Source organism: Halorubrum sp. PV6, from assembly GCF_003990725.2.
Lineage (GTDB): Archaea > Halobacteriota > Halobacteria > Halobacteriales > Haloferacaceae > Halorubrum.
This window is the reverse complement of sequence record NZ_CP030064.1, coordinates 334,954-351,587: the sequence shown is the minus strand read 5'-3', so window position 1 is coordinate 351,587 and position 16,634 is coordinate 334,954. Positions and strand designations below refer to the sequence as shown.

The 16,634-nt window shown below is 69.8% G+C and carries 18 protein-coding genes; 7 read left to right on the top strand and 11 right to left on the bottom strand.

Features of this window, described 5'->3' with window-relative positions:
• Positions 1–18: 18 nt before the first annotated feature.
• The gene (gene leuS / locus DOS48_RS15410; protein WP_127116603.1) at positions 19–2,697 is read right to left on the bottom strand and encodes a leucine--tRNA ligase; all 2,679 of its coding nucleotides are present in this window, start codon (positions 2,695–2,697) and stop codon (positions 19–21) included.
• 147 nt (positions 2,698–2,844) lie between these two features.
• The gene (locus DOS48_RS15405; protein WP_127116602.1) at positions 2,845–5,109 is read right to left on the bottom strand and encodes a hypothetical protein; all 2,265 of its coding nucleotides are present in this window, start codon (positions 5,107–5,109) and stop codon (positions 2,845–2,847) included.
• A gap of 218 nt (positions 5,110–5,327) precedes the next feature.
• Here DOS48_RS15405 and DOS48_RS15400 point away from each other — a divergent pair, with 218 nt between their 5' ends.
• Positions 5,328–5,741, top strand: a complete 414-nt coding sequence (locus tag DOS48_RS15400; protein WP_127116601.1) for a hypothetical protein — start codon at positions 5,328–5,330, stop codon at positions 5,739–5,741.
• Here the strand turns inward: DOS48_RS15400 and hisE are convergent, their stop codons facing one another.
• The 3 genes from hisE to DOS48_RS15385 form a co-directional block, all read right to left on the bottom strand.
• Positions 5,742–6,059: a phosphoribosyl-ATP diphosphatase gene (gene hisE, locus DOS48_RS15395; protein WP_127116600.1), complete on the bottom strand. Its 318-nt coding sequence runs from the start codon at positions 6,057–6,059 to the stop codon at positions 5,742–5,744.
• Entirely contained in the window at positions 6,056–6,649 is a 594-nt protein-coding gene (pdxT, locus tag DOS48_RS15390; RefSeq protein ID WP_127116599.1) for a pyridoxal 5'-phosphate synthase glutaminase subunit PdxT, read from the bottom strand. Before pdxT ends, hisE begins: the two co-directional genes overlap by 4 nt.
• Positions 6,650–6,730: 81 nt before the next feature.
• The gene (locus DOS48_RS15385; protein WP_127116598.1) at positions 6,731–6,895 is read right to left on the bottom strand and encodes a preprotein translocase subunit Sec61beta; all 165 of its coding nucleotides are present in this window, start codon (positions 6,893–6,895) and stop codon (positions 6,731–6,733) included.
• Between the two features lie 182 nt (positions 6,896–7,077).
• Between DOS48_RS15385 and DOS48_RS15380 the strand changes: the two genes are divergently transcribed.
• Positions 7,078–7,347, top strand: a complete 270-nt coding sequence (locus DOS48_RS15380; protein WP_127116597.1) for a co-chaperone YbbN — start codon at positions 7,078–7,080, stop codon at positions 7,345–7,347.
• 111 nt (positions 7,348–7,458) lie between these two features.
• The gene (locus DOS48_RS15375) at positions 7,459–7,608 is read left to right on the top strand and encodes a 50S ribosomal protein L40e (RefSeq protein ID WP_004049145.1); all 150 of its coding nucleotides are present in this window, start codon (positions 7,459–7,461) and stop codon (positions 7,606–7,608) included.
• A 142-nt stretch (positions 7,609–7,750) separates the two neighbouring features.
• On the opposite strand, the gene DOS48_RS15370 is transcribed toward DOS48_RS15375, so the two are convergent.
• Positions 7,751–8,392: an MBL fold metallo-hydrolase gene (locus DOS48_RS15370; RefSeq protein WP_127116596.1), complete on the bottom strand. Its 642-nt coding sequence runs from the start codon at positions 8,390–8,392 to the stop codon at positions 7,751–7,753.
• Between the two features lie 105 nt (positions 8,393–8,497).
• Between DOS48_RS15370 and DOS48_RS15365 the strand changes: the two genes are divergently transcribed.
• The 3 genes from DOS48_RS15365 (at position 8,498) to DOS48_RS15355 (ending at position 10,894) form a co-directional block, all read left to right on the top strand.
• The gene (locus DOS48_RS15365; protein ID WP_127116595.1) at positions 8,498–8,680 is read left to right on the top strand and encodes a DUF5786 family protein; all 183 of its coding nucleotides are present in this window, start codon (positions 8,498–8,500) and stop codon (positions 8,678–8,680) included.
• 4 nt (positions 8,681–8,684) lie between these two features.
• A complete protein-coding gene (locus DOS48_RS15360; RefSeq protein ID WP_127116594.1) occupies positions 8,685–9,302 on the top strand; it encodes a DUF99 family protein in 618 nt (205 codons plus the stop codon).
• An 89-nt stretch (positions 9,303–9,391) separates the two neighbouring features.
• Positions 9,392–10,894 carry a glycerate kinase gene (locus tag DOS48_RS15355; RefSeq protein ID WP_127116593.1) on the top strand — a complete coding sequence of 501 codons (1,503 nt, stop codon included), beginning with the start codon at positions 9,392–9,394 and terminating at the stop codon, positions 10,892–10,894.
• On the opposite strand, the gene cysS is transcribed toward DOS48_RS15355, so the two are convergent.
• Complete coding sequence (gene cysS / locus DOS48_RS15350; RefSeq protein ID WP_127116592.1) at positions 10,879–12,366, bottom strand: cysteine--tRNA ligase; 1,488 nt, start codon at positions 12,364–12,366, stop codon at positions 10,879–10,881. The two genes, DOS48_RS15355 and cysS, sit on opposite strands and share 16 nt — an antisense overlap.
• Positions 12,367–12,742: 376 nt before the next feature.
• A complete protein-coding gene (locus tag DOS48_RS15345) occupies positions 12,743–14,128 on the bottom strand; it encodes a deoxyribodipyrimidine photo-lyase (RefSeq protein WP_127116591.1) in 1,386 nt (461 codons plus the stop codon).
• An 84-nt stretch (positions 14,129–14,212) separates the two neighbouring features.
• Between DOS48_RS15345 and DOS48_RS15340 the strand changes: the two genes are divergently transcribed.
• Positions 14,213–14,575, top strand: coding sequence for a PLD nuclease N-terminal domain-containing protein (locus DOS48_RS15340; protein WP_127116590.1), 363 nt, complete (start codon positions 14,213–14,215; stop codon positions 14,573–14,575).
• 12 nt (positions 14,576–14,587) lie between these two features.
• Here the strand turns inward: DOS48_RS15340 and DOS48_RS15335 are convergent, their stop codons facing one another.
• The 3 genes from DOS48_RS15335 to DOS48_RS15325 form a co-directional block, all read right to left on the bottom strand.
• Positions 14,588–14,977, bottom strand: coding sequence for a DUF6276 family protein (locus DOS48_RS15335; protein ID WP_127116589.1), 390 nt, complete (start codon positions 14,975–14,977; stop codon positions 14,588–14,590).
• 81 nt (positions 14,978–15,058) lie between these two features.
• Positions 15,059–16,114, bottom strand: a complete 1,056-nt coding sequence (locus DOS48_RS15330; RefSeq protein ID WP_127116588.1) for a sulfite exporter TauE/SafE family protein — start codon at positions 16,112–16,114, stop codon at positions 15,059–15,061.
• Complete coding sequence (locus tag DOS48_RS15325) at positions 16,104–16,325, bottom strand: hypothetical protein (protein ID WP_168654225.1); 222 nt, start codon at positions 16,323–16,325, stop codon at positions 16,104–16,106. The genes DOS48_RS15330 and DOS48_RS15325 overlap by 11 nt, the downstream gene beginning before the upstream one ends.
• Positions 16,326–16,634: the final 309 nt, after the last annotated feature.

Here is a 16,634-nt window from a genome sequence, read left to right as displayed (position 1 = left end):
GAAAAGGCGTCCGAGCCGCTACTCGGTGATGTCGATCGCCGGCCGGCCGGGTTCGGCCTTCCGGACCACCGACTCGTCGGCGTCGGCCGCGCGCTCGACGCTGACCGGAGCGTCGAACTCGCGTTCGATCAGCCACGAGGCCGCGCGAAGCGCGGCGTACTCCGCGTCGCCGGAGAGGGTGTACTGGAGCGCCTCGCGGTTCGCCTGCAGGTCCTGTCCGTACGAGGCGGCGGCGTCGCCCTGCTCGCGGATGTGCGACTCCTGCATCAGCTCGGAGATGAGGTTGTCGGCGTCGCTGTCGATCGCGAGTTCGAGCGCGTCGTACTTCCAGTCCGGCGCGACGACCACGTCGATCTGCTCGGGGTCGTCGATCCCCGCGACATCGACGATATCGCGCACGTCCTCGCGGGTGTTCGCGACCAGCCGGCGACGCCGATCGACCGTCTGGCGGTCGACCGTCGCGGTCGGCCAGTCGGCGTCGACGACGAACCCGTCGCGTCCGAGCGTCTCCCACAGCTCTTCGGCGAGGTGCGGGACGACCGGGGCGAGCAGCCGAACGGCCGCGTCGAGCCCGCGCTCGTACGTCTCCGGGTGCGGGTCGGCGTGGCCCCGATAGCTCCGGAGCGTCCCCACGAGGTCCTGGGCCTCGCGGAGGGCGACGTTGAAGGTCAGGTCGTCGTACTCCCCGCCGGCGATGGCGACCGCGGCGTCGATCTCGTCGGCGACGTAGTCGTCGATGGTGTCGCGGTCGGCGTCGTTGGCGTCGCCAGCGAGCGCGACCTCCCCGACCGCGTACGCCTCGACGAGCTCCGTCAGCCGCGCGAGGAAGCGATGCGTCGATTTGACCCCCTCCTCGGACCAGTCGAAGTCGCGCTCGGGCTGGGCGGCCTGCATCATGAACAGCCGGGCCGTGTCGGCGCCGTACTCGTCGACGATTCGCTGCGGAGAGACGGTGTTCCCCTTCGATTTGGACATCTTCTCGCCCCCCAACTGGACCATCCCCTGCGCCAGCAGGTTCGTGAACGGCTCGCGGTGGTCCAACTGCTCCTCGTCGGCCAACACCTTGGTCACGAACCGCGAGTACAGCAGGTGCATCACGGCGTGTTCGATGCCGCCCACGTACTGATCGACCGGCATCCAGTCGTTCGCGCGGTCCAGATCGAAGGGCACGTCCGCGGAACCGGGCGAAACGTAGCGCAGGAAGTACCACGAGGAGTCGACGAACGTGTCCATCGTGTCGGTCTCGCGGGTGGCCGGGCCGCCGCAGTCCGGACAGGTCGTCGCCTTCCACTCGTCGGCCGCGTCGAGCGGGTTCCCGGTCGTGTTGATGAACTCCGGCAGTTCGACCGGCAGGTCGTCTTCGGGCACCAGCACCGAGCCGCAGTCGTCGCAGTGGACGACCGGAATCGGGGTCCCCCAGTAGCGCTGGCGGGAGATGCCCCAGTCGCGCAGGCGGTACTGGGTGGTCAGCTCGGCGCTGTCGATGTCTTCGGTGAGACGTTCGCGGGCGGTCTCGCTGTCGAGGCCGCTGTACTCGCCGGAGTTGATCACGACGCCGTCGTCGGTGAACGCCGCCTCGCTCACGTCGGGGGCGTCGGGGAGCGTCTCGCCGTCCCAGTCGTCGGGCTCGGGGGCGATCACGGGCTCGATGTCGACGCCCATCTTCTGGGCGAACGCGTGGTCGCGCTCGTCGTGGCCGGGGACCGCCATCAGCGCGCCCGTCCCCACGTCGGAGAGGACGAAGTCGGCGACGAAGACGGGTATCTCCTCGCCCGTGGCGGGGTTGGTGGCGGTGAGGTCGGTGGCGACGCCGTTCGGCTCGTCGCCCTCGGGGTCGGCCTCCTCCTCGATGAACCGGCGCACCTCGGGGTCCGCGTCGGCCACCGACTGGCTGATCGGGTGGTCGGGCGCGAGCGCGAAGAACGTCGCCCCGTGGATGGTGTCGACGCGGGTGGTGAACGCCTCGACCGGGCCGTGATCGGAGACGGTGAACTCCAGCGTCGTCCCGTACTGGCGGCCGATCCAGTTGCGCTGCATCTGTCGGACCGAGTCGGGCCAGCCCTCCAGCCCGTCGATGGCGTCGAGGAGTTCGTCGGCGTACTCGGTGATCTCGAGGAACCACTGGTCCAGATCGCGGGTCTCGACGGGGGTGTCACAGCGCCAGCACAGCTCGTCGTCGCCCTCGACCTGCTCGTCGGCGAGGACGGTCTCACAGGAGGGACACCAGTTCACCTCGGCGTCGCGGCGCTCGACGAGCCCCGCCTCGTGGAAGCGGCGGAACAGCCACTGGTTCCACTGGTAGTACTCGGGGGTGCAGGTGGTGACCTCGCGATCCCAGTCGTAGCCGAACCCCATCGACTGCATCTGCCCGCGCATCGTGTCGATGCAGTCGAACGTCCAGTCTCGGGGGTTGGTGTCGCGCTCTTTCGCGGCGTTTTCGGCCGGGAGCCCGAACGCGTCCCACCCCATCGGGTGGAGCACGTCGTCGCCGCGCATCCGGCGATAGCGGGCGTACGCGTCCGTGATGGTGTAGTTTCGGACGTGGCCCATGTGGAGCTTCCCGGACGGGTACGGGTACATCCCCAGCACGTAGGTGGGGTCGTCCACCTCGTCCGGCGTGCGATACACCGAGGCGTCGTCCCACGCCTCCTGCCAGCGTTTCTCGACCGCTGTGTGGTCGTAACCCTCCTGAGACATCTGCTTATATACCCGTGGTGGGGTCGGCGTCGTATAGTTTTCCATCCCGTGATGGCGCGTGTCGCCCGTCAGCGGGCGGCAGGCGAAGGTGAAAGGCGCGTCCGGCATCGGCGCGCAGGCCGGTTTAAAAGGAGCGCAGCGACCGGCCTACAGTTTCTTGGCGTTTTGCGCCTGCTCGACGCGCCGCGTCGCCTGTTCGACTCGTTTCCCGGCGGCGTTCGCGAGACCGGGCGGGAGCCCCTCGCGGGCCGCCGCGATGCGCTCTTCGATGCGGGCGATTCGGTCCAACACGTTCGCCAGTTGGCGCTCGGTGCCCGCGCCGTCGCCCTCGCGGGCCCGTTCAGCCGCCCGTTCCGCGGCGTCGACGGCGGCGGCGAGGGCGCGTTCGAGACCGTTGACCGCGTTCGAGGGGCCCCCAGAGCCGCCGTTTCCGTTCGCACCGCCGCCCTCCTGCGCCGCGGCCGCGACCGCGGCCCGCGTCTCCTCGGCCACGTCGGCGACGTAGTCGGCGAGAGAGGCCGCCCCGGTCTCCGGGCGCTCGATCCGAATTGGGGCGGGCTCGGCGTCGCCGTCGTCGCCGTCGTTCCCGTCGTCTCCCCCCGCACCCGGCGGCTTCGGGTTGACCCGGTACGCGCCGATTTCGTCGTCAGCGTCGCGCACTTCGGTCGTGTAGGCGCCGCCGGCGTGGACGTACACAGCGTCGCTCCCCTCGACCGCCGACTCGTAGATCCGGCCGGCGAAGTCATCCTCGATGGCGGTCCGGGTCACGTCGGTGTCGGTTTCGGCGTCAGATATCTCCACTTTCTGCGCGTTCTCGCGGGCGACGAGGGGGATTTCTGCCTCGACGCCGGCGGCCGTCACAGGCTCGTCCGCGGCGACGGTGAGCGTCTCGCTGTGGGGGGCCTGTCCCGCGCCGTTGACGGTAAGGCGGTGATCGCCCGGCGGGACCCCGTTCGCGACGGCGACACCGCCGCCGAACGTGGGAATCGCCTCGGGGTCGCTTTCGATCAACACGACCGACTCGGTGACGGCGTCGGTCGTGGTCAGCCCCTCGCCGTCCGGCGCCTCGTCGGTCTCGACCGCGCGGGTGACGCGGGCGACGACGCCGTCGAATCGATCTGCCGCCGCGTCAGCGAACGACTCCCGCTCGGCGATAGCACCGTATCGGTCGGCGAGCTCCGAGCGGTGGTTGCCCGCGCTCACGTCGAGGGCGGGGTTCTCGTAGCGGGGCTGGTCCCACGGGACGCCGGTGGTCGTGATGTGGCCGGCGACGGCGTTTTCGACCGCCTCGGGGACCGCGAACTCGAAGCTGAGCTGCGGGCCGGTGAACGCGGAGATGTGTTCGAGCGCCGCGCTCTCGACGAGATCGTAGGCGATCACGGAGTCGGCCGTCTCGGCTGCGACCGGGTCGTCGCGCTCGGCGTGGTGGAAGGCGACGCCGGTCTCCCGGAGGGGAAGGTCGGTCGGAGGCGACGCGAGGGCGTCGAGCGACCGGATGGCGAGCGCGTCGTCGATCAGGGAGTCGGCCGAGACCGACGGGAGGTCCGGGTGGTCGTAGATCGGCGCTCCCTCGTACTCGGGCACGACGAACGGCAGTCGCATCCCCTCGTCGCGGGGGAGCCCGTACGCGATGGGGATGCCCAACAGGTCCTCGACGGTGTCTATCGTCGTGTTCGTGATGTCCGCGAGTAGCTCGTCCTGGCCGACCCGGCGGAAGCGGTCGGGGACCTCGTTGACGGAGAGGGTGCTGGAGTGCGAGCCGAGTTCGGTGAGGATCCGCGGAACCGTCTCCGGGTCGGGGTCGAGGAACTCGTTGTTCGGCACGCTCCGGGAGTGCGAGCTGGCGACGTACAGCTGCGGGTCGCCGGTGTCGAGGTCGACGAACACGTGGAGGACCTCCCAGTCGTGCCAGTGGAAGTTGGTCGTGAACTGGTCGAACGCCGAGTACAACCAGAACTGGACGACCGCGAGCGGCGAGTTCGCGTATCGGACGCCGTTGTAGAAGACGGTCGGGTCCGGCGGCTCGCCGGCCGCGTCGTACCGCTCGTGGTAGCCGTCGAACGCGGCGAACCCGTCGACGACCGTCTCGCCGTCTTCTTCCGTCGCGTACGGGCGCGGGTCGGTCGGGAACCACGGCTCCGCGGCGTCGAAGTACAGGGTGGGCGCGAACCGAGCCGCGAGTTCGTCGAGCCGCTCCGCGTCGAGGGCGCGCGTCTCGGCGTCGTCCGGCGTCGAGTCGGAGTCGGAGTCGGTATCCGAAGCGGAGTCGGTATCCGGGTCGGAACCGGGCCCCGAATCGGAACCGCACCCGGCGAGCGCGGCGCTCCCGGCCCCCGCGAGCGCGCCGAGAATCGTTCGGCGGTCGACGCCGGAGCCGGCACGCTCCGCGACGGCATCGACGGGATCGGTCACTGACGGGCCTCCGGTCCGTCCGTTCGGGGGCTCGCTGTCGAAACCCGTGGAGCCGAATGCATTGCAGTAGCACACGACCGCAGCGCCGAATAAGTCTTCTGACGGTGCGAGGGTCTCAGCGCCGGTCGAGGCGTCGTCGAGCCGGCGTGGGCTCGGCGAGCGCGCCGCCGACGCCACCGGGAGAAGGTATTTGCGCCCCGACGCGTCATATCCGGTCGATGGCTCTCAAGAAGGCGCTCTACTACGGCGCCGTCGCGGTCGCGATCCTGATCGGCGTCAGCATCGTCGTCTCGGTCGTGTCGGCGCTCGTGAGTCTCGCGTGGGCGATCGTCTCCGGGATCGTCTCGCTCGCCGTCCTCGTCGGGATCGTCTACGTCGCTTATAAAGCCGGATCGTGGATCTTCGGCGGCGAGGGGGACGAGCGCGCGAGGGAGTCGCTCGGCGGGTCGCGGTCGGGACCGGGGTCGGTGTCGGAGTCGCCGGGCGACGCCGCGGAGAGTCGCCAAGACCGGCTCCGCCGCCAGTACGTCGAAGGGCAGATCAGCGAAGCGGAGTTCGAACGCCGGATCGAAGCGGAGTTGGAGGCCGAACCGGCCGACGACATCGAGCGCGAACTCGAACGCGAGCGGTAGTTAAAACCGGGTTCGCAGCTCGTCGCGCAGGTCGTCGAGGTCGATGTCCTTCATCGCGAGCAACACCAGCAGGTGGTAGACCAGGTCGGCGCTCTCGGCCGTGAGCTCCTCGCGGTCGTCGTCTTTCGCCGCGAGGATGGCCTCGGTCGACTCCTCGCCGATCTTCTCTAAGACGGCGTTTTCCCCCTTCTCGTGGGTGAAAAGCGAGGCGGTGTACGACCCGTCCGGCAGGTCCGCCTTCCGCGATTCGATGGTCGCGAACAGCTCGTCGAGGACGGCCTCGTCGACCGCCTCACCGCCTGCGTCCGGGTCGCTCACGCGACCACCTCGCGTTCGGGGAAGAAGGCGAGGTCGTGGATCCGGGAGTCGTCGGTGAGCTCCGGGTGGAAGGCGGTCGCGACGACGGGGCCGTCGCGAACCGCGACCGGACGGCCGTCGACAGTCGCGAGCGTCTCGACGCCGTCGCCGACCGCGTCGATGAGCGGCGCGCGGATGAACACGGCGTGGAACGGGTCGTCGAGCCCGTCGACCGGAATCTGCGCCTCGAAGGAGTCCTTCTGTCGGCCGAAGGCGTTGCGGTCGACGGAGACGTCGACGAGGCCGAGCGGGTCGACGCGGTCGTCTTTCGCGTCCCGCGAGCAGACGATGAGCCCCGCACAGGTGGCCAAGACGGGCTTCCCGCTCGCGACGTGATCGCGGATCTCCGCGTCGATTCCCTCGCGGCGGATCAGCCGGGAGATGGTCGTCGACTCCCCGCCCGGCATGAGAAGCACGTCGCAGTCGGGGACGATTCCGGAGTCCCGAACCTCGACGACCTCGGCCGGCTCGTCGTGCGCGGCCGCGGCTCGCTCGACGGCGGCCGCGTGTTCGGCAACGTCCCCCTGGACGGCGATGACGCCTGCTTGCATGGCTCTCCGTCGGTCCGGGACAGGCAAAAAGGGCGCGCTACGGGACGGAAAACGAGTGCGTCGGTGCGGGGAGAGCCGACGTTACGCGACGGTCAACGCGAGGATCTGCACGAAGACGCCGAACAGGACGCAGAACGCGAGTACCGTCTTCGGATTGATCGTGATCGCGTCCCGGTCCTCCGTGTCGAAGTAGCGGACGAGCCCCGCGCTGGACATCAGTCCGCCGGAGTTGGAACCACTGCTCATACCCCGACGTGCGTCTCGCGGTATGCTAAACGTTTCGTTCGGCGCTCGACGCTCGGGGCCGCGAGGCGGCGCTGTCGGGGCGCTCGCGGTCGGCGGCGGCGCCGACGGCGACGCGCCTGCTGACGAACCGTGCACGAGTGGGAAACCCTTATGCGCGGCCCGGCGGTACGTTGCGTCGGATAATGACTGTTCGACTGCTGGATTTTCACGCTGACTGGTGCGGCCCGTGTAAGACACAGGATCCGATCCTGGAGGAGATCCAGGAGGACCTCGGCGACGCCTTCGAGCTGCAGAAGGTGAACGTCGACGAGGAACAGGACGTGGCCAACCAGTATCAGGTTCGGTCGCTGCCGACCCTCGTGGTCGAGAACGACGACGGCGTCGTCGACCGGTTCGTCGGCGTCACCCAGCGAGAGGACATCGAGGCCGCGCTCTCCGAAGCGGGCGCGTAAAAATCGGACACGCGGCACACCTACATACCGACACTCGGGACGCCCGAGGACACCGGCCTCGGCCGCGCCGCGTCTCGCAACCTTTTACAGCGTCGGCCCGACAGTAACGGTATGGCCAGTTTCGACGCCGCGGAACGCCGCAACCTCGACCGACACATCTGCATGCGCTGTAACGCCCGTAACTCCCCGGACGCGGACCGCTGCCGCAAGTGCGGCTACACGAAGCTCCGGCCCAAAGCGAAGGAACGCCGCGCCGCGTAGATCGGTCGCCGACCACTTCGATTCTTTTCCCCCAACCGCGTTGAGCGACCGCTACGCGCTGGCACCGTCTCAAAACGAGCCTCGCACGCGGCGGCGGAGGTAAGCGAGTAACGAACCCGTCGTCGTCGCCGCGGGTCCCCTCCTACTCGTCCGGGTACTTCGGCTCGCGGCGTTCGGCGCGCTCGGTCGCGCGCTCGATGACCGCCCGGACCGTGTCGGGGCCGTCGCGCTCGCGGTAGGCGTCGCCGTGGCCCGGATACATCGAGTCGACGGTGTCCGGGAGCGCGTCGAGAATCGCGTGGAGGCTCTCGATCAGCGTCTCGCGGGACTGCCCGGCCATGTCGGTGCGGCCGAACGAGCCGTCGTCGAAGGCGCCGTCGTTGTAGACGACCACGTCGCCGGAGTAGAGCCGCTCTTCGCCGACGAGCGCGATGTGATCGTCGGCGTGGCCGGGCGTCTCGACGACCGTGCAGGTCTCGTCGCCGACGCGGACCTCGTCGCCGTCGCCGAGGGCCGCGTCGCGTCGCGGGTGGTCGGCGTTGGCGTAGAGCGGCGCGTCGAAGCGGTCGAGGACCGCGTCGAGTTCGCCGACGTGGTCGCGGTGCTGGTGGGTGACGACGACGCGGTCGAGGCCGTCGACGCCGGCCTCATCGAGCGCGTCCGCGATGACCTCGTCGACGCCCGGCATCGTGCCGGCGTCCACGAGGGTCGGCGACTCGCCCAAGACGAGGTACGCGTTACAGGTGAACACGTCTGCGTCCGCGGTGACGGTGATCGGCTCCATACGAGTACGACGGGCGCGCGACTGGTAAAAGGCTGCAGTCCGAGTCGGGTCCGACCCGCACCGACCGGGGATTTATCACTCGCGGCGTGTTAGTTGTACTCACATATGGGCTTCGGAAGCTACGACGAATCCGAACAGGAGAATCAGGACCTGGATGCGGATTTCGACGACGAGGACGGAGTCCGAGCCGCAGAAGAGGTACACGACGGCTCCGTGGACTACGAGCCCGGCGCGTCGAACGACGAGCTCCTCGACCGGCTCCAAGACATCAAGTCCGAGGAGACCTGACCGGGTGACTGCGCCGAGTCGGACGCTCGGTATCGCGTTCTCCGACGGGGATCGAACCAGCCACGTAGCCGGGGCTGTACTCAGAGCCGACGGCACGCTCGACGGCCTCGGGTTCGAGACCTGCACGGTCGGGGGGACCGACGCGACCGACGCGGTGATCGCGCTCTTCGACCGACTCGGCCGCGCGGACGTCCGCCACGTCGCCGTCGCGGGGATCGCCCCGGCGTGGTTCAACCTCCTCGATCTCCGCCGGCTACACGAGGCGGTCGACCGCCCGGCGTACGCCGTGAGTTACGAGTCGAGTCCGGGGCTCGAACCGGCGCTCCGCGAGGCGTTCGACGGGGAGGCCCTCGCCGACCGGCTCGATATCTACCGGGATGTGCCGCCGCGCGTTCGGGTGGACAGGGCGTCGGCGGACTCTGATGAGGACGGTTCCGAGACGAGCGAGTCGCGCGTGCCCGCCTCCCGAGCGCCGCTGTTCGTCCGCGCCGCGGGCATCGACACCGGAGAGGCGGCCGAGGCGGTCCGCGGGCTGGTCCGAGAGGGGTTTCGGCGCCCGGAGCCGCTGCGAGTCGCCGCGCTCGCGGCGAGCGCCCACCGGGAGGCGAGCAGCGGCGAGTAGCCGCCCGCGTCTCCGCGCCGCCGGCCGCGTCCGCGGGCGAAGCCGACCGCTCGCGTCGGATATATGCCGCTGCGCCGACATCCGCCGGTATGACCGCCGACCACGGCGTGACGTTCCGCGACCGCGAGCGACTCTCCCGGACGCCGGCCCACGAGACGGCGCTCGACTGTCTTAACGCAGGCATCGAGGCGGCGCTTCCCGAGCGACTGATCCGAACGGCCGTCTCGGTCGACGACGGTAGGCTCCGGATCGAGGGCGTCGACGGCGCGGTCGGCACGTACGAGCTCGCCCCCTACGACCGGATCGTGCTCCTCGGCGCCGGCAAGGCGGCCGCGGGCGCCGCCGGCGCCCTCGAAGGCGTTCTCGACCGAGCGGGCCGGGGCGTCGACGAGGGCGTCGTCGTCACCGACGGCGCGACCGACGAAGCGGGCGAGCGGCCCCCCGACGCTTCGTCACCGACCGCGATCGACGTGTGTCCGGGCGACCATCCGTTGCCGAGCGAGCGGGGCGTCGAGAGCACCCGGCGGGTCTTAGCCGCCGCCGAGCGCGTCACCGAGTCCGACCTCGTTCTCGCGGTCGTCACCGGCGGGGCGAGTGCCCTGCTAGCGGCGCCGGCGGACCCCCTCGCGGTCGACGACCTCCGGGCGCTCACCTCCGGGCTGCTCGCGTCGGGGGCGTCGATCGAGGCGATCAACGCGGTCCGGAAACACTGCTCGGCGGTAAAGGGCGGCCAGGTGGCACGGGCGGTAGCGCCCGCGACGACCGTCACGCTCGCGGTGAGCGACGTGATCGGCGACCCGCTGGAGACGATCGGGAGCGGCCCGACCGTCCCCGATCCCTCCACGTACGCCGACGCGCTGGCGGTGCTCGACCGCTACGCCCTCGACGCCCCCGCCGCGGTGCGTGACCACCTGCAGGCAGGGCGCGACGGGCGGGCCCCGGAGACGCCGACCGAGGGCGACCCGGCGTTCGACCGGAGCGCGACGTTCGTCGTCGGCAACGGGCGGAGCGCGCTCGACGCGGCCGCGAACGCGGCGGCGGCGCGGGGGTACGAGCCGCTGGTGCTTTCGGCGAGCGTTCGGGGCGAGGCGCGCGAGGCGGGGACGGCACACGCCGCGATCGCCGAGGAGTGCGTCGCTCGCGGGTCGCCGGTCGAGCCGCCGGCCGTGCTGCTCTCGGGGGGCGAGACGACCGTGACCCTCGAAGACGCGCCCGATCCGGGGACCGGCGGGCCGAACGCGGAGTTCGCCGCCGGCGCGGCGCTGGCGCTCGCGACGGGGCCGCTCGGAGACGAGAGCGAAGCGCGTGACGGCGAGACGAAACCAGAGGCGTCGGCGTCTCGGGTCGTCGTCGCGAGCGTCGACACCGACGGGCGCGACGGGCCGACCGACACCGCCGGGGCCGTCGCGGACGCGACGACGCTCGACCCCGAACGCGCCCGCGACGCCCTCGACCGCCACGACGTGTACCCGTGCTTCGACGAGGCGGGGGCGCTCCTGCGGACCGGGGCGACCGGGACGAACGTGAACGACCTGCGCGCGGTCGTGGTGGAGCCGGAGGACGCCCCGACGCGGCGCTACTCGAACCGGTAGGTCGCCCCGTCGGAGCCGTCTTCGATCTCGACGCCGACCTCGCGGAGCGCGTCGCGCAGGTCGTCGGCGCGCTCGTAGTTCCCCGCCTCGCGTTCGGCCTCGCGGACGTCCAAGACGAGTTCGACGAGTTCGCCCGCAAGATCCACGTCGCCGTCGGTCTCGGTTTCGAACTGGAGGCCGAGCACGTCGCCGCCGAGTTCGTCGAACGCCTCGACGGCCGCGCGAAGCCCGCGGTAGTCGTACCGGGCGGCCGCGTCCTCGACCGCGTCGAGGTGTCGGTTCACGGCGTCGGTGAGGTCCAGCAGGGCGGCGGTCGCCTCGCGGAGGTTTAAATCGTCGTTCATCGCCGCGGCGAACGCCTCGCGGGTCGCCTCGACGGCGTCGCGGAGGTCGTCGTCCGCGGACTTCGCGCGGGCCGCCGTGGAGTCGAGCGCGTCGACCGCGCGGTCGTAGGTTCGCGAGAGCCGGTCCCAGCGCTCCTCGGCCTCGGCAATCGTCTCCTCGGTGAGCGCCTGCTCGGAGCGGTAGGCGGCCCCGGCGTAGAAGGTCCTGACGACGTTGACGCCGAGTTCGTCTAAGGCGTCGGGGACGGTCCAGAAGTTGCCGATCGACGAGGACATCTTCTCGCCGTCCATCGCGAGGAGGCCGACGTGGAGCCAGTGGCGGGCGAACGTCTCGCCGGTCGCGGCTTCGGACTGGGCGATCTCGTTTTCGTGATGCGGGAAGACGAGGTCGCGACCGCCCATGTGGATGTCGAGGGTGTCGCCGAGGTGCGTCGTCGACATCGCCGAGCACTCGACGTGCCACCCCGGCCGCCCCTCGCCCCACGGCGATTCCCACGTCTCGCCCTCGGGGGCCGAGTCGCCGTGGTCGTGTTTCGCGTGTTCGCGGGCGGCGGTCTCGCTGACGCCGTCGGCCTTCCACAGCGCGAAGTCCGAGGGGTTGCGCTTCTCCGACCGCTCGTCCGGTTCGCCCTGCGCCTCCAGTTCGTCGACGTCTTGGTTCGACAGCTTCCCGTACGCCTCGAAGGTCGTGACGTCGAAGTAGACGGAGCCGTTCGACTCGTAGGCGTACCCCTTCTCGACCAGCGTCTCGACGAGGTCGCGGATCTCCGGGAGGTGTTCGGTGACGCGGGGGTACACCTCGGCGCGCAAAAGGTTCAGTCCGCGCATCGCGTCGAAGGTCGTGGCCGTGAACGTCTCGGCCACGTCGCGCTCGGCGGCCCAGGCGTCGCGCTCGCCGACGCGGGCCGTGATCTTCTCGTTGACGTCGGTGACGTTCTCGACGTGGCGCACGTCGTACCCGAGGTGGGTCAGCCAGCGGTGGAGCACGTCGGCGTGGAACCACAGCCGCGCGTGTCCGAGGTGGGGGTCGTCCGACACCGTCAGCCCGCAGACGTACAGCGTGACGTCGCCGTCGGCCGTGAACTCGACGCGCTCGTCCGCCAGGGTGTCGGTAACGACGAGACTCATTAGCGGGTCGTATCCGCTGAGATCGTTTTAAATCGTCGGATCGGACGGGAGCGGGGACGGAAGCGCTCCGGCGCCTCGCCTGCTCACTTATAAACGGCCAATACCGACGTAGATCCCCGCCGTCGACGCGGCGCTCAGAGCGAGGCCGGCGACGAGCGTGAAAACGCCGGTCGGGTCAGGGCTTCCGACGAACGCGACGGAGCTCCCGACGAACAGTCCGAGTAAGAGGGAGAGGAGGCCCCGAACGAACCGATGCACGCCTCTCGGTCGCGTCGGAGACGGCATAAGATCGTCGGCCCGGAGCGGCCCTTGATCGCGGTCGGGGGCGGTCGCTCACAGGCGTGCGCCACCGCAGTTGTTTATAAGTAACCGCCGCTCACCGCTTCCCGAGCGCCTCCTCGAAGACGCGCTGCGCGCGATCGTACCCCTCGTTCCGGTCGACGATCGGGTGCGGGTAGTCGGGCGCGAGGTCCTCGCGCTCGCCGTGCGAGAGCGTCGGCCAGTCGACGATTTTCCCGGCGGGTACGTCCCGGAGTTCGGGGACGTACGCCTTCACGAAGTGGGCGCCCTCGTCGTACTTGCTCATCTGGCTCACCGGGTCGAAGATGCGGACGTCGACCGAGTCGGTGCCGGTCGAGGCGGTCCACTGCCACGCGCCGTGGTTCGAGGCGTAGTCGTGGTCGATCAGCTGTTTCGTGAAGTAGCGCGCGCCCCGCCGCCAGTCGATCAGGAGGTGTTTCGCGAGGAAGCTCGCGACCACCTGCCGCGGGCGGTTGTGGATGTACCCCTCCGCGTTCAGCTGCCGCATCCCGGCGTCGACGAGGGGGTAGCCCGTCTCGCCGCGCGTCCACGCCTCGAAGTCGGCGTCGGCGTCGCGCCACGCGATCGCGTTCGGGAACGACTTGTAGTTCGACACCCCCAGGTCGGGGGTGTAGTACAGCAGGTGGTACATCTGCTCGCGCCACGACAGCTCGTAGCGGTACTTGTCGACGTTGCGGCGCTCGCCGCCGGTGACGGCCTCGTAAACGTCGCCCGCGCCCGCCCACACCTCGCGGATCCCGATCGCGCCGGTCGCGAGGTACGGGGACAGGCGCGAGACCGCGTGCGTGGGCGCCTCGGCGGCGCGCCGGAGGTCGTCTCGCGTGTCGTTGTACGAGGTGATCCCGTAGTCGAGGAAGTCGTCGAACCGCTCGCGGGCGGCCTCGTAGCCCGCGTCCGGGAGGTCGATGTCGGCGTCCGGCTCGGGGACCGTCTTCCCGTCGCGCACGTCAGCGAGCGACGACGGCTCGGGCTCCGGATACGGGCCGGCTTTGGGGACCGCCTCCCAGTCGTCGTGGAACCGGCTGTGGTTCTCGTAGCGCGCCTCCAGCCGGCCCGGATCGACCAAGACGGCGTCGGTCCGCGAGTCCGTCGCCACGCCGGCGCCCGCGAGGGCGTCCTCGACCGCGCGCTGGCGGTTGCGCCGGGCCGGCCGGTAGTACTCGTTGTAAAAGACGGTCTCGGCGTCGTGCTCGTCTGCGACGTCGACGAGGACCTCGTCGGGGGCGCCCGCGCGGACGACGAGGTCGCTGCCGAGGTCGCGGTAGCGCGCCTCCAGCCGCTTCACGTGCCGGAGGAGGAACGCCCGCTGGCGCGCTCCCATCGTGCCGAAGAGGTCGACGTCGTAGACGAAGACGGGGAGGACGGTTCCCGCCCGCGCCGCCGCCGCGAGTCCGGCGTTGTCCCGCGTTCGCGGGTCGCGCCGGTGCCAGAATACCTGCATACGTAGCGTACGGGCTCCACCGAATAGTGTCCTTCGACGGTCGAGCGCCCCGTGTGTTAAATTCGCCGAGCCCGAAGCGGTCGTATGCAACCGTTCGTCGCCGTCATCCTCGTCGGCGTCCCGCTCCTCTGGCTCGCCGGCTTCGCGGCCTACGCGTACGTCGACGCACCGAACCACGACATGGACCCCCGCAAGTGGGCGCTCATCTCGTTTTTCGTCCCGCTCTTCGGCTTCTTCGCGTACGTGTTCGAGCGCGGCGAGCGCGACTACGACCCGTCTGAAGACCCGTACGCACAGGGGAGCGACGCGCGGACGGCCGGCCTCGCCGTCCACGAGCGACGCCGGGGCGAGAAGGGACTCGGTCCGGCCGGGACGGAGGCGGAGAGCGAGGAGGAAACCGAGGAAGACGAGTGGAACGATCCGGACGGGATCGACATCGACGACTGAGCCACGCGACGGCTACACCATGTCGAGCAACGCGGATCGCCGCCGTTCGAGGTCGAACGCGGCGTCGGGGGCGTCGAGCCGGTCGAAGAAGGCGAACGCGTCCGCGCCGGAGCGCTCCGCGTGTTCGACGAGCGCCTCGATCGACGCGCGGTTGAGCGCGAGCGATTCGAGGTGCCCGCAGACGAGCGCCAAGGCGACGCCCCCCTCGCCCGTCGGAAACGCGGGGTCGACGTCGGAGAGAGCCGGCTCGGCCTCGGTCGCTGCGACCGCGTCGGCGCTGGCGGCCGCGAAGGTTCGCAGACAGCGGGTGCAGATCGCCGCCTCGGCCGCGGGAGCGTGGTCGCGAATCGCGACCGGGACCGCGAACGCGACGACGGCGGCGTCACACTGAGGACAGGACATACCCGACACGTCGCTTGTGGCGGGCATGAATGTAGTGCCGACCGCGACGAGAGAGACGCCGCGGAACCCGCTACCGGCGGGCTACTCTGCCGCCGGGGACGCGCGACTGCGGGTCGCCCGGAGCGACCGCAGCGTGGTGAAGACGATCGCTGCAGCCACGACGACCGCGGAGCCGATCACCAAGACGAGTCCGACCAGCTCCAGCGTCTCGTTGCCGAGGTACGACCCGATTTCGCCGATGCCGACCGCGACGGATCCGGCGAGGAGCATCCCGCCGAAGTACACCTTGATGTCGTCGGCGTCGACGACGGCGGTCGCCGCGGAGCCGATCCGGGCGCCGAGCGCGCTGCCGAACAACAGCGGAGCGACGATGCCGAGGTCGACGCCGCCGCTCTGTCCGTAGAGGTAGCTACCGATCCCGCCCGAGAAGACGATCTCGAAGAGGTCGGTCCCGACGGCGACCGGGGTGGGAACGCCGATCGCGTAGATCATCGCCGGCATTCTGATGAACCCGCCACCGACGCCTAAGAACCCGGAAAGCACGCCCGTCGAGAAGGCGACGGCCGTGATCACCCACACCGAGACGCGCACGTCGCCGCGGAGCGTGACCATCGGCGGGATCCGAACGGTCTGTTGGATCCGCTTTGCGATGTCGGGAATCTCGTAGTCGCTTAAGTCCTCGTCGGCGGCCGCCTCGTGGTCGATCCCGCCGCCGTCGCCGTCGCCCGAGAGGGCTTCGCGGGTGATCATGAGCCCGATACCGCCGAGTAAGAACACGTAGACCACGCTGATGATCCCGCCGGCGAGGCCGAGCTCCTCCAGGTAAAACACGCTGGCCCGGCCGACCTCGATGCCGACGGTCGTCCCCGCGATCATGATCGCCCCGAGTTTGTAGTCGACCTGTCCGAGGTCGTGGTGTTTCAGCGTCGCGATCACCGCCGTTCCGAAGACGAACGCCATCCCGCTCCCGACCGCGACGGACGCCGGGTACCCCAACATCAACAGCGCGGGCGTCACGAGGAAGGAGCCGCCCATCCCGAAGAAGCCGAAGAGCAGGCCGACGACCAGCCCGAAGCCGATGAAAAGCGCCAGCATCTCCGGCGAACTGTCGAGGACGCCGGTGAGGCTACTGAGCATCGCGTGCCCCTCCAACGAGCAGCTTCATCAGACGAGGACCGACGACGCGTTCGAGCCCCGCGTAGCCGACGTACAGCAGGACCGCCTCAAGCAGGATGCTCCCGATGAGCATCGCCGTCTGTGGGTCCCACGTGGGTATTTCGAGTCCCGCCATCACTGTGCCTCCCGATTGTTGCGGACAGTCGTTTGCGTTTCGTACATTTCTGCTCACTACACGGTACCGCGTTCATAGGTAAAACAGTTTTGTATATTCTACACAATTCTATATCTCGATAACCTCCCCGCGACCACAGATAACTTATGGGTGAGTTTCGCGCCGATCTGGCGACCGAGAAGAACTCCGGCCGGGCGCGTGACGCAGTCGCCGAGTCGGCCGCGCGTCGGGACAACCCGCTAACGTGTCGGAAGCCACCCGAATGGACGACTCCGGTACGGTCGCTCGCGGCGCGCGACTGCACGGCCCGCGATGAGCGTCTCGCGTCGGTTCGGACGGCTGCCCGCCGGCCGCCGGCTGCTCGGG

What these genes read in the sequence shown, in the direction of transcription:
- leuS (WP_127116603.1), bottom strand. Translation starts at nt 2,697, where the DNA reads ATGTCTCAGGAGGGTTACGACCACACAGCGGTCGAGAAACGCTGGCAG.
- DOS48_RS15400 (WP_127116601.1), top strand. Translation starts at nt 5,328, where the DNA reads ATGGCTCTCAAGAAGGCGCTCTACTACGGCGCCGTCGCGGTCGCGATC.
- pdxT (WP_127116599.1), bottom strand. Translation starts at nt 6,649, where the DNA reads ATGCAAGCAGGCGTCATCGCCGTCCAGGGGGACGTTGCCGAACACGCG.
- DOS48_RS15385 (WP_127116598.1), bottom strand. Translation starts at nt 6,895, where the DNA reads ATGAGCAGTGGTTCCAACTCCGGCGGACTGATGTCCAGCGCGGGGCTC.
- DOS48_RS15380 (WP_127116597.1), top strand. Translation starts at nt 7,078, where the DNA reads ATGACTGTTCGACTGCTGGATTTTCACGCTGACTGGTGCGGCCCGTGT.
- DOS48_RS15375 (WP_004049145.1), top strand. Translation starts at nt 7,459, where the DNA reads ATGGCCAGTTTCGACGCCGCGGAACGCCGCAACCTCGACCGACACATC.
- DOS48_RS15370 (WP_127116596.1), bottom strand. Translation starts at nt 8,392, where the DNA reads ATGGAGCCGATCACCGTCACCGCGGACGCAGACGTGTTCACCTGTAAC.
- DOS48_RS15365 (WP_127116595.1), top strand. Translation starts at nt 8,498, where the DNA reads ATGGGCTTCGGAAGCTACGACGAATCCGAACAGGAGAATCAGGACCTG.
- DOS48_RS15355 (WP_127116593.1), top strand. Translation starts at nt 9,392, where the DNA reads ATGACCGCCGACCACGGCGTGACGTTCCGCGACCGCGAGCGACTCTCC.
- cysS (WP_127116592.1), bottom strand. Translation starts at nt 12,366, where the DNA reads ATGAGTCTCGTCGTTACCGACACCCTGGCGGACGAGCGCGTCGAGTTC.
- DOS48_RS15345 (WP_127116591.1), bottom strand. Translation starts at nt 14,128, where the DNA reads ATGCAGGTATTCTGGCACCGGCGCGACCCGCGAACGCGGGACAACGCC.
- DOS48_RS15340 (WP_127116590.1), top strand. Translation starts at nt 14,213, where the DNA reads ATGCAACCGTTCGTCGCCGTCATCCTCGTCGGCGTCCCGCTCCTCTGG.
- DOS48_RS15335 (WP_127116589.1), bottom strand. Translation starts at nt 14,977, where the DNA reads ATGTCCTGTCCTCAGTGTGACGCCGCCGTCGTCGCGTTCGCGGTCCCG.
- DOS48_RS15330 (WP_127116588.1), bottom strand. Translation starts at nt 16,114, where the DNA reads ATGCTCAGTAGCCTCACCGGCGTCCTCGACAGTTCGCCGGAGATGCTG.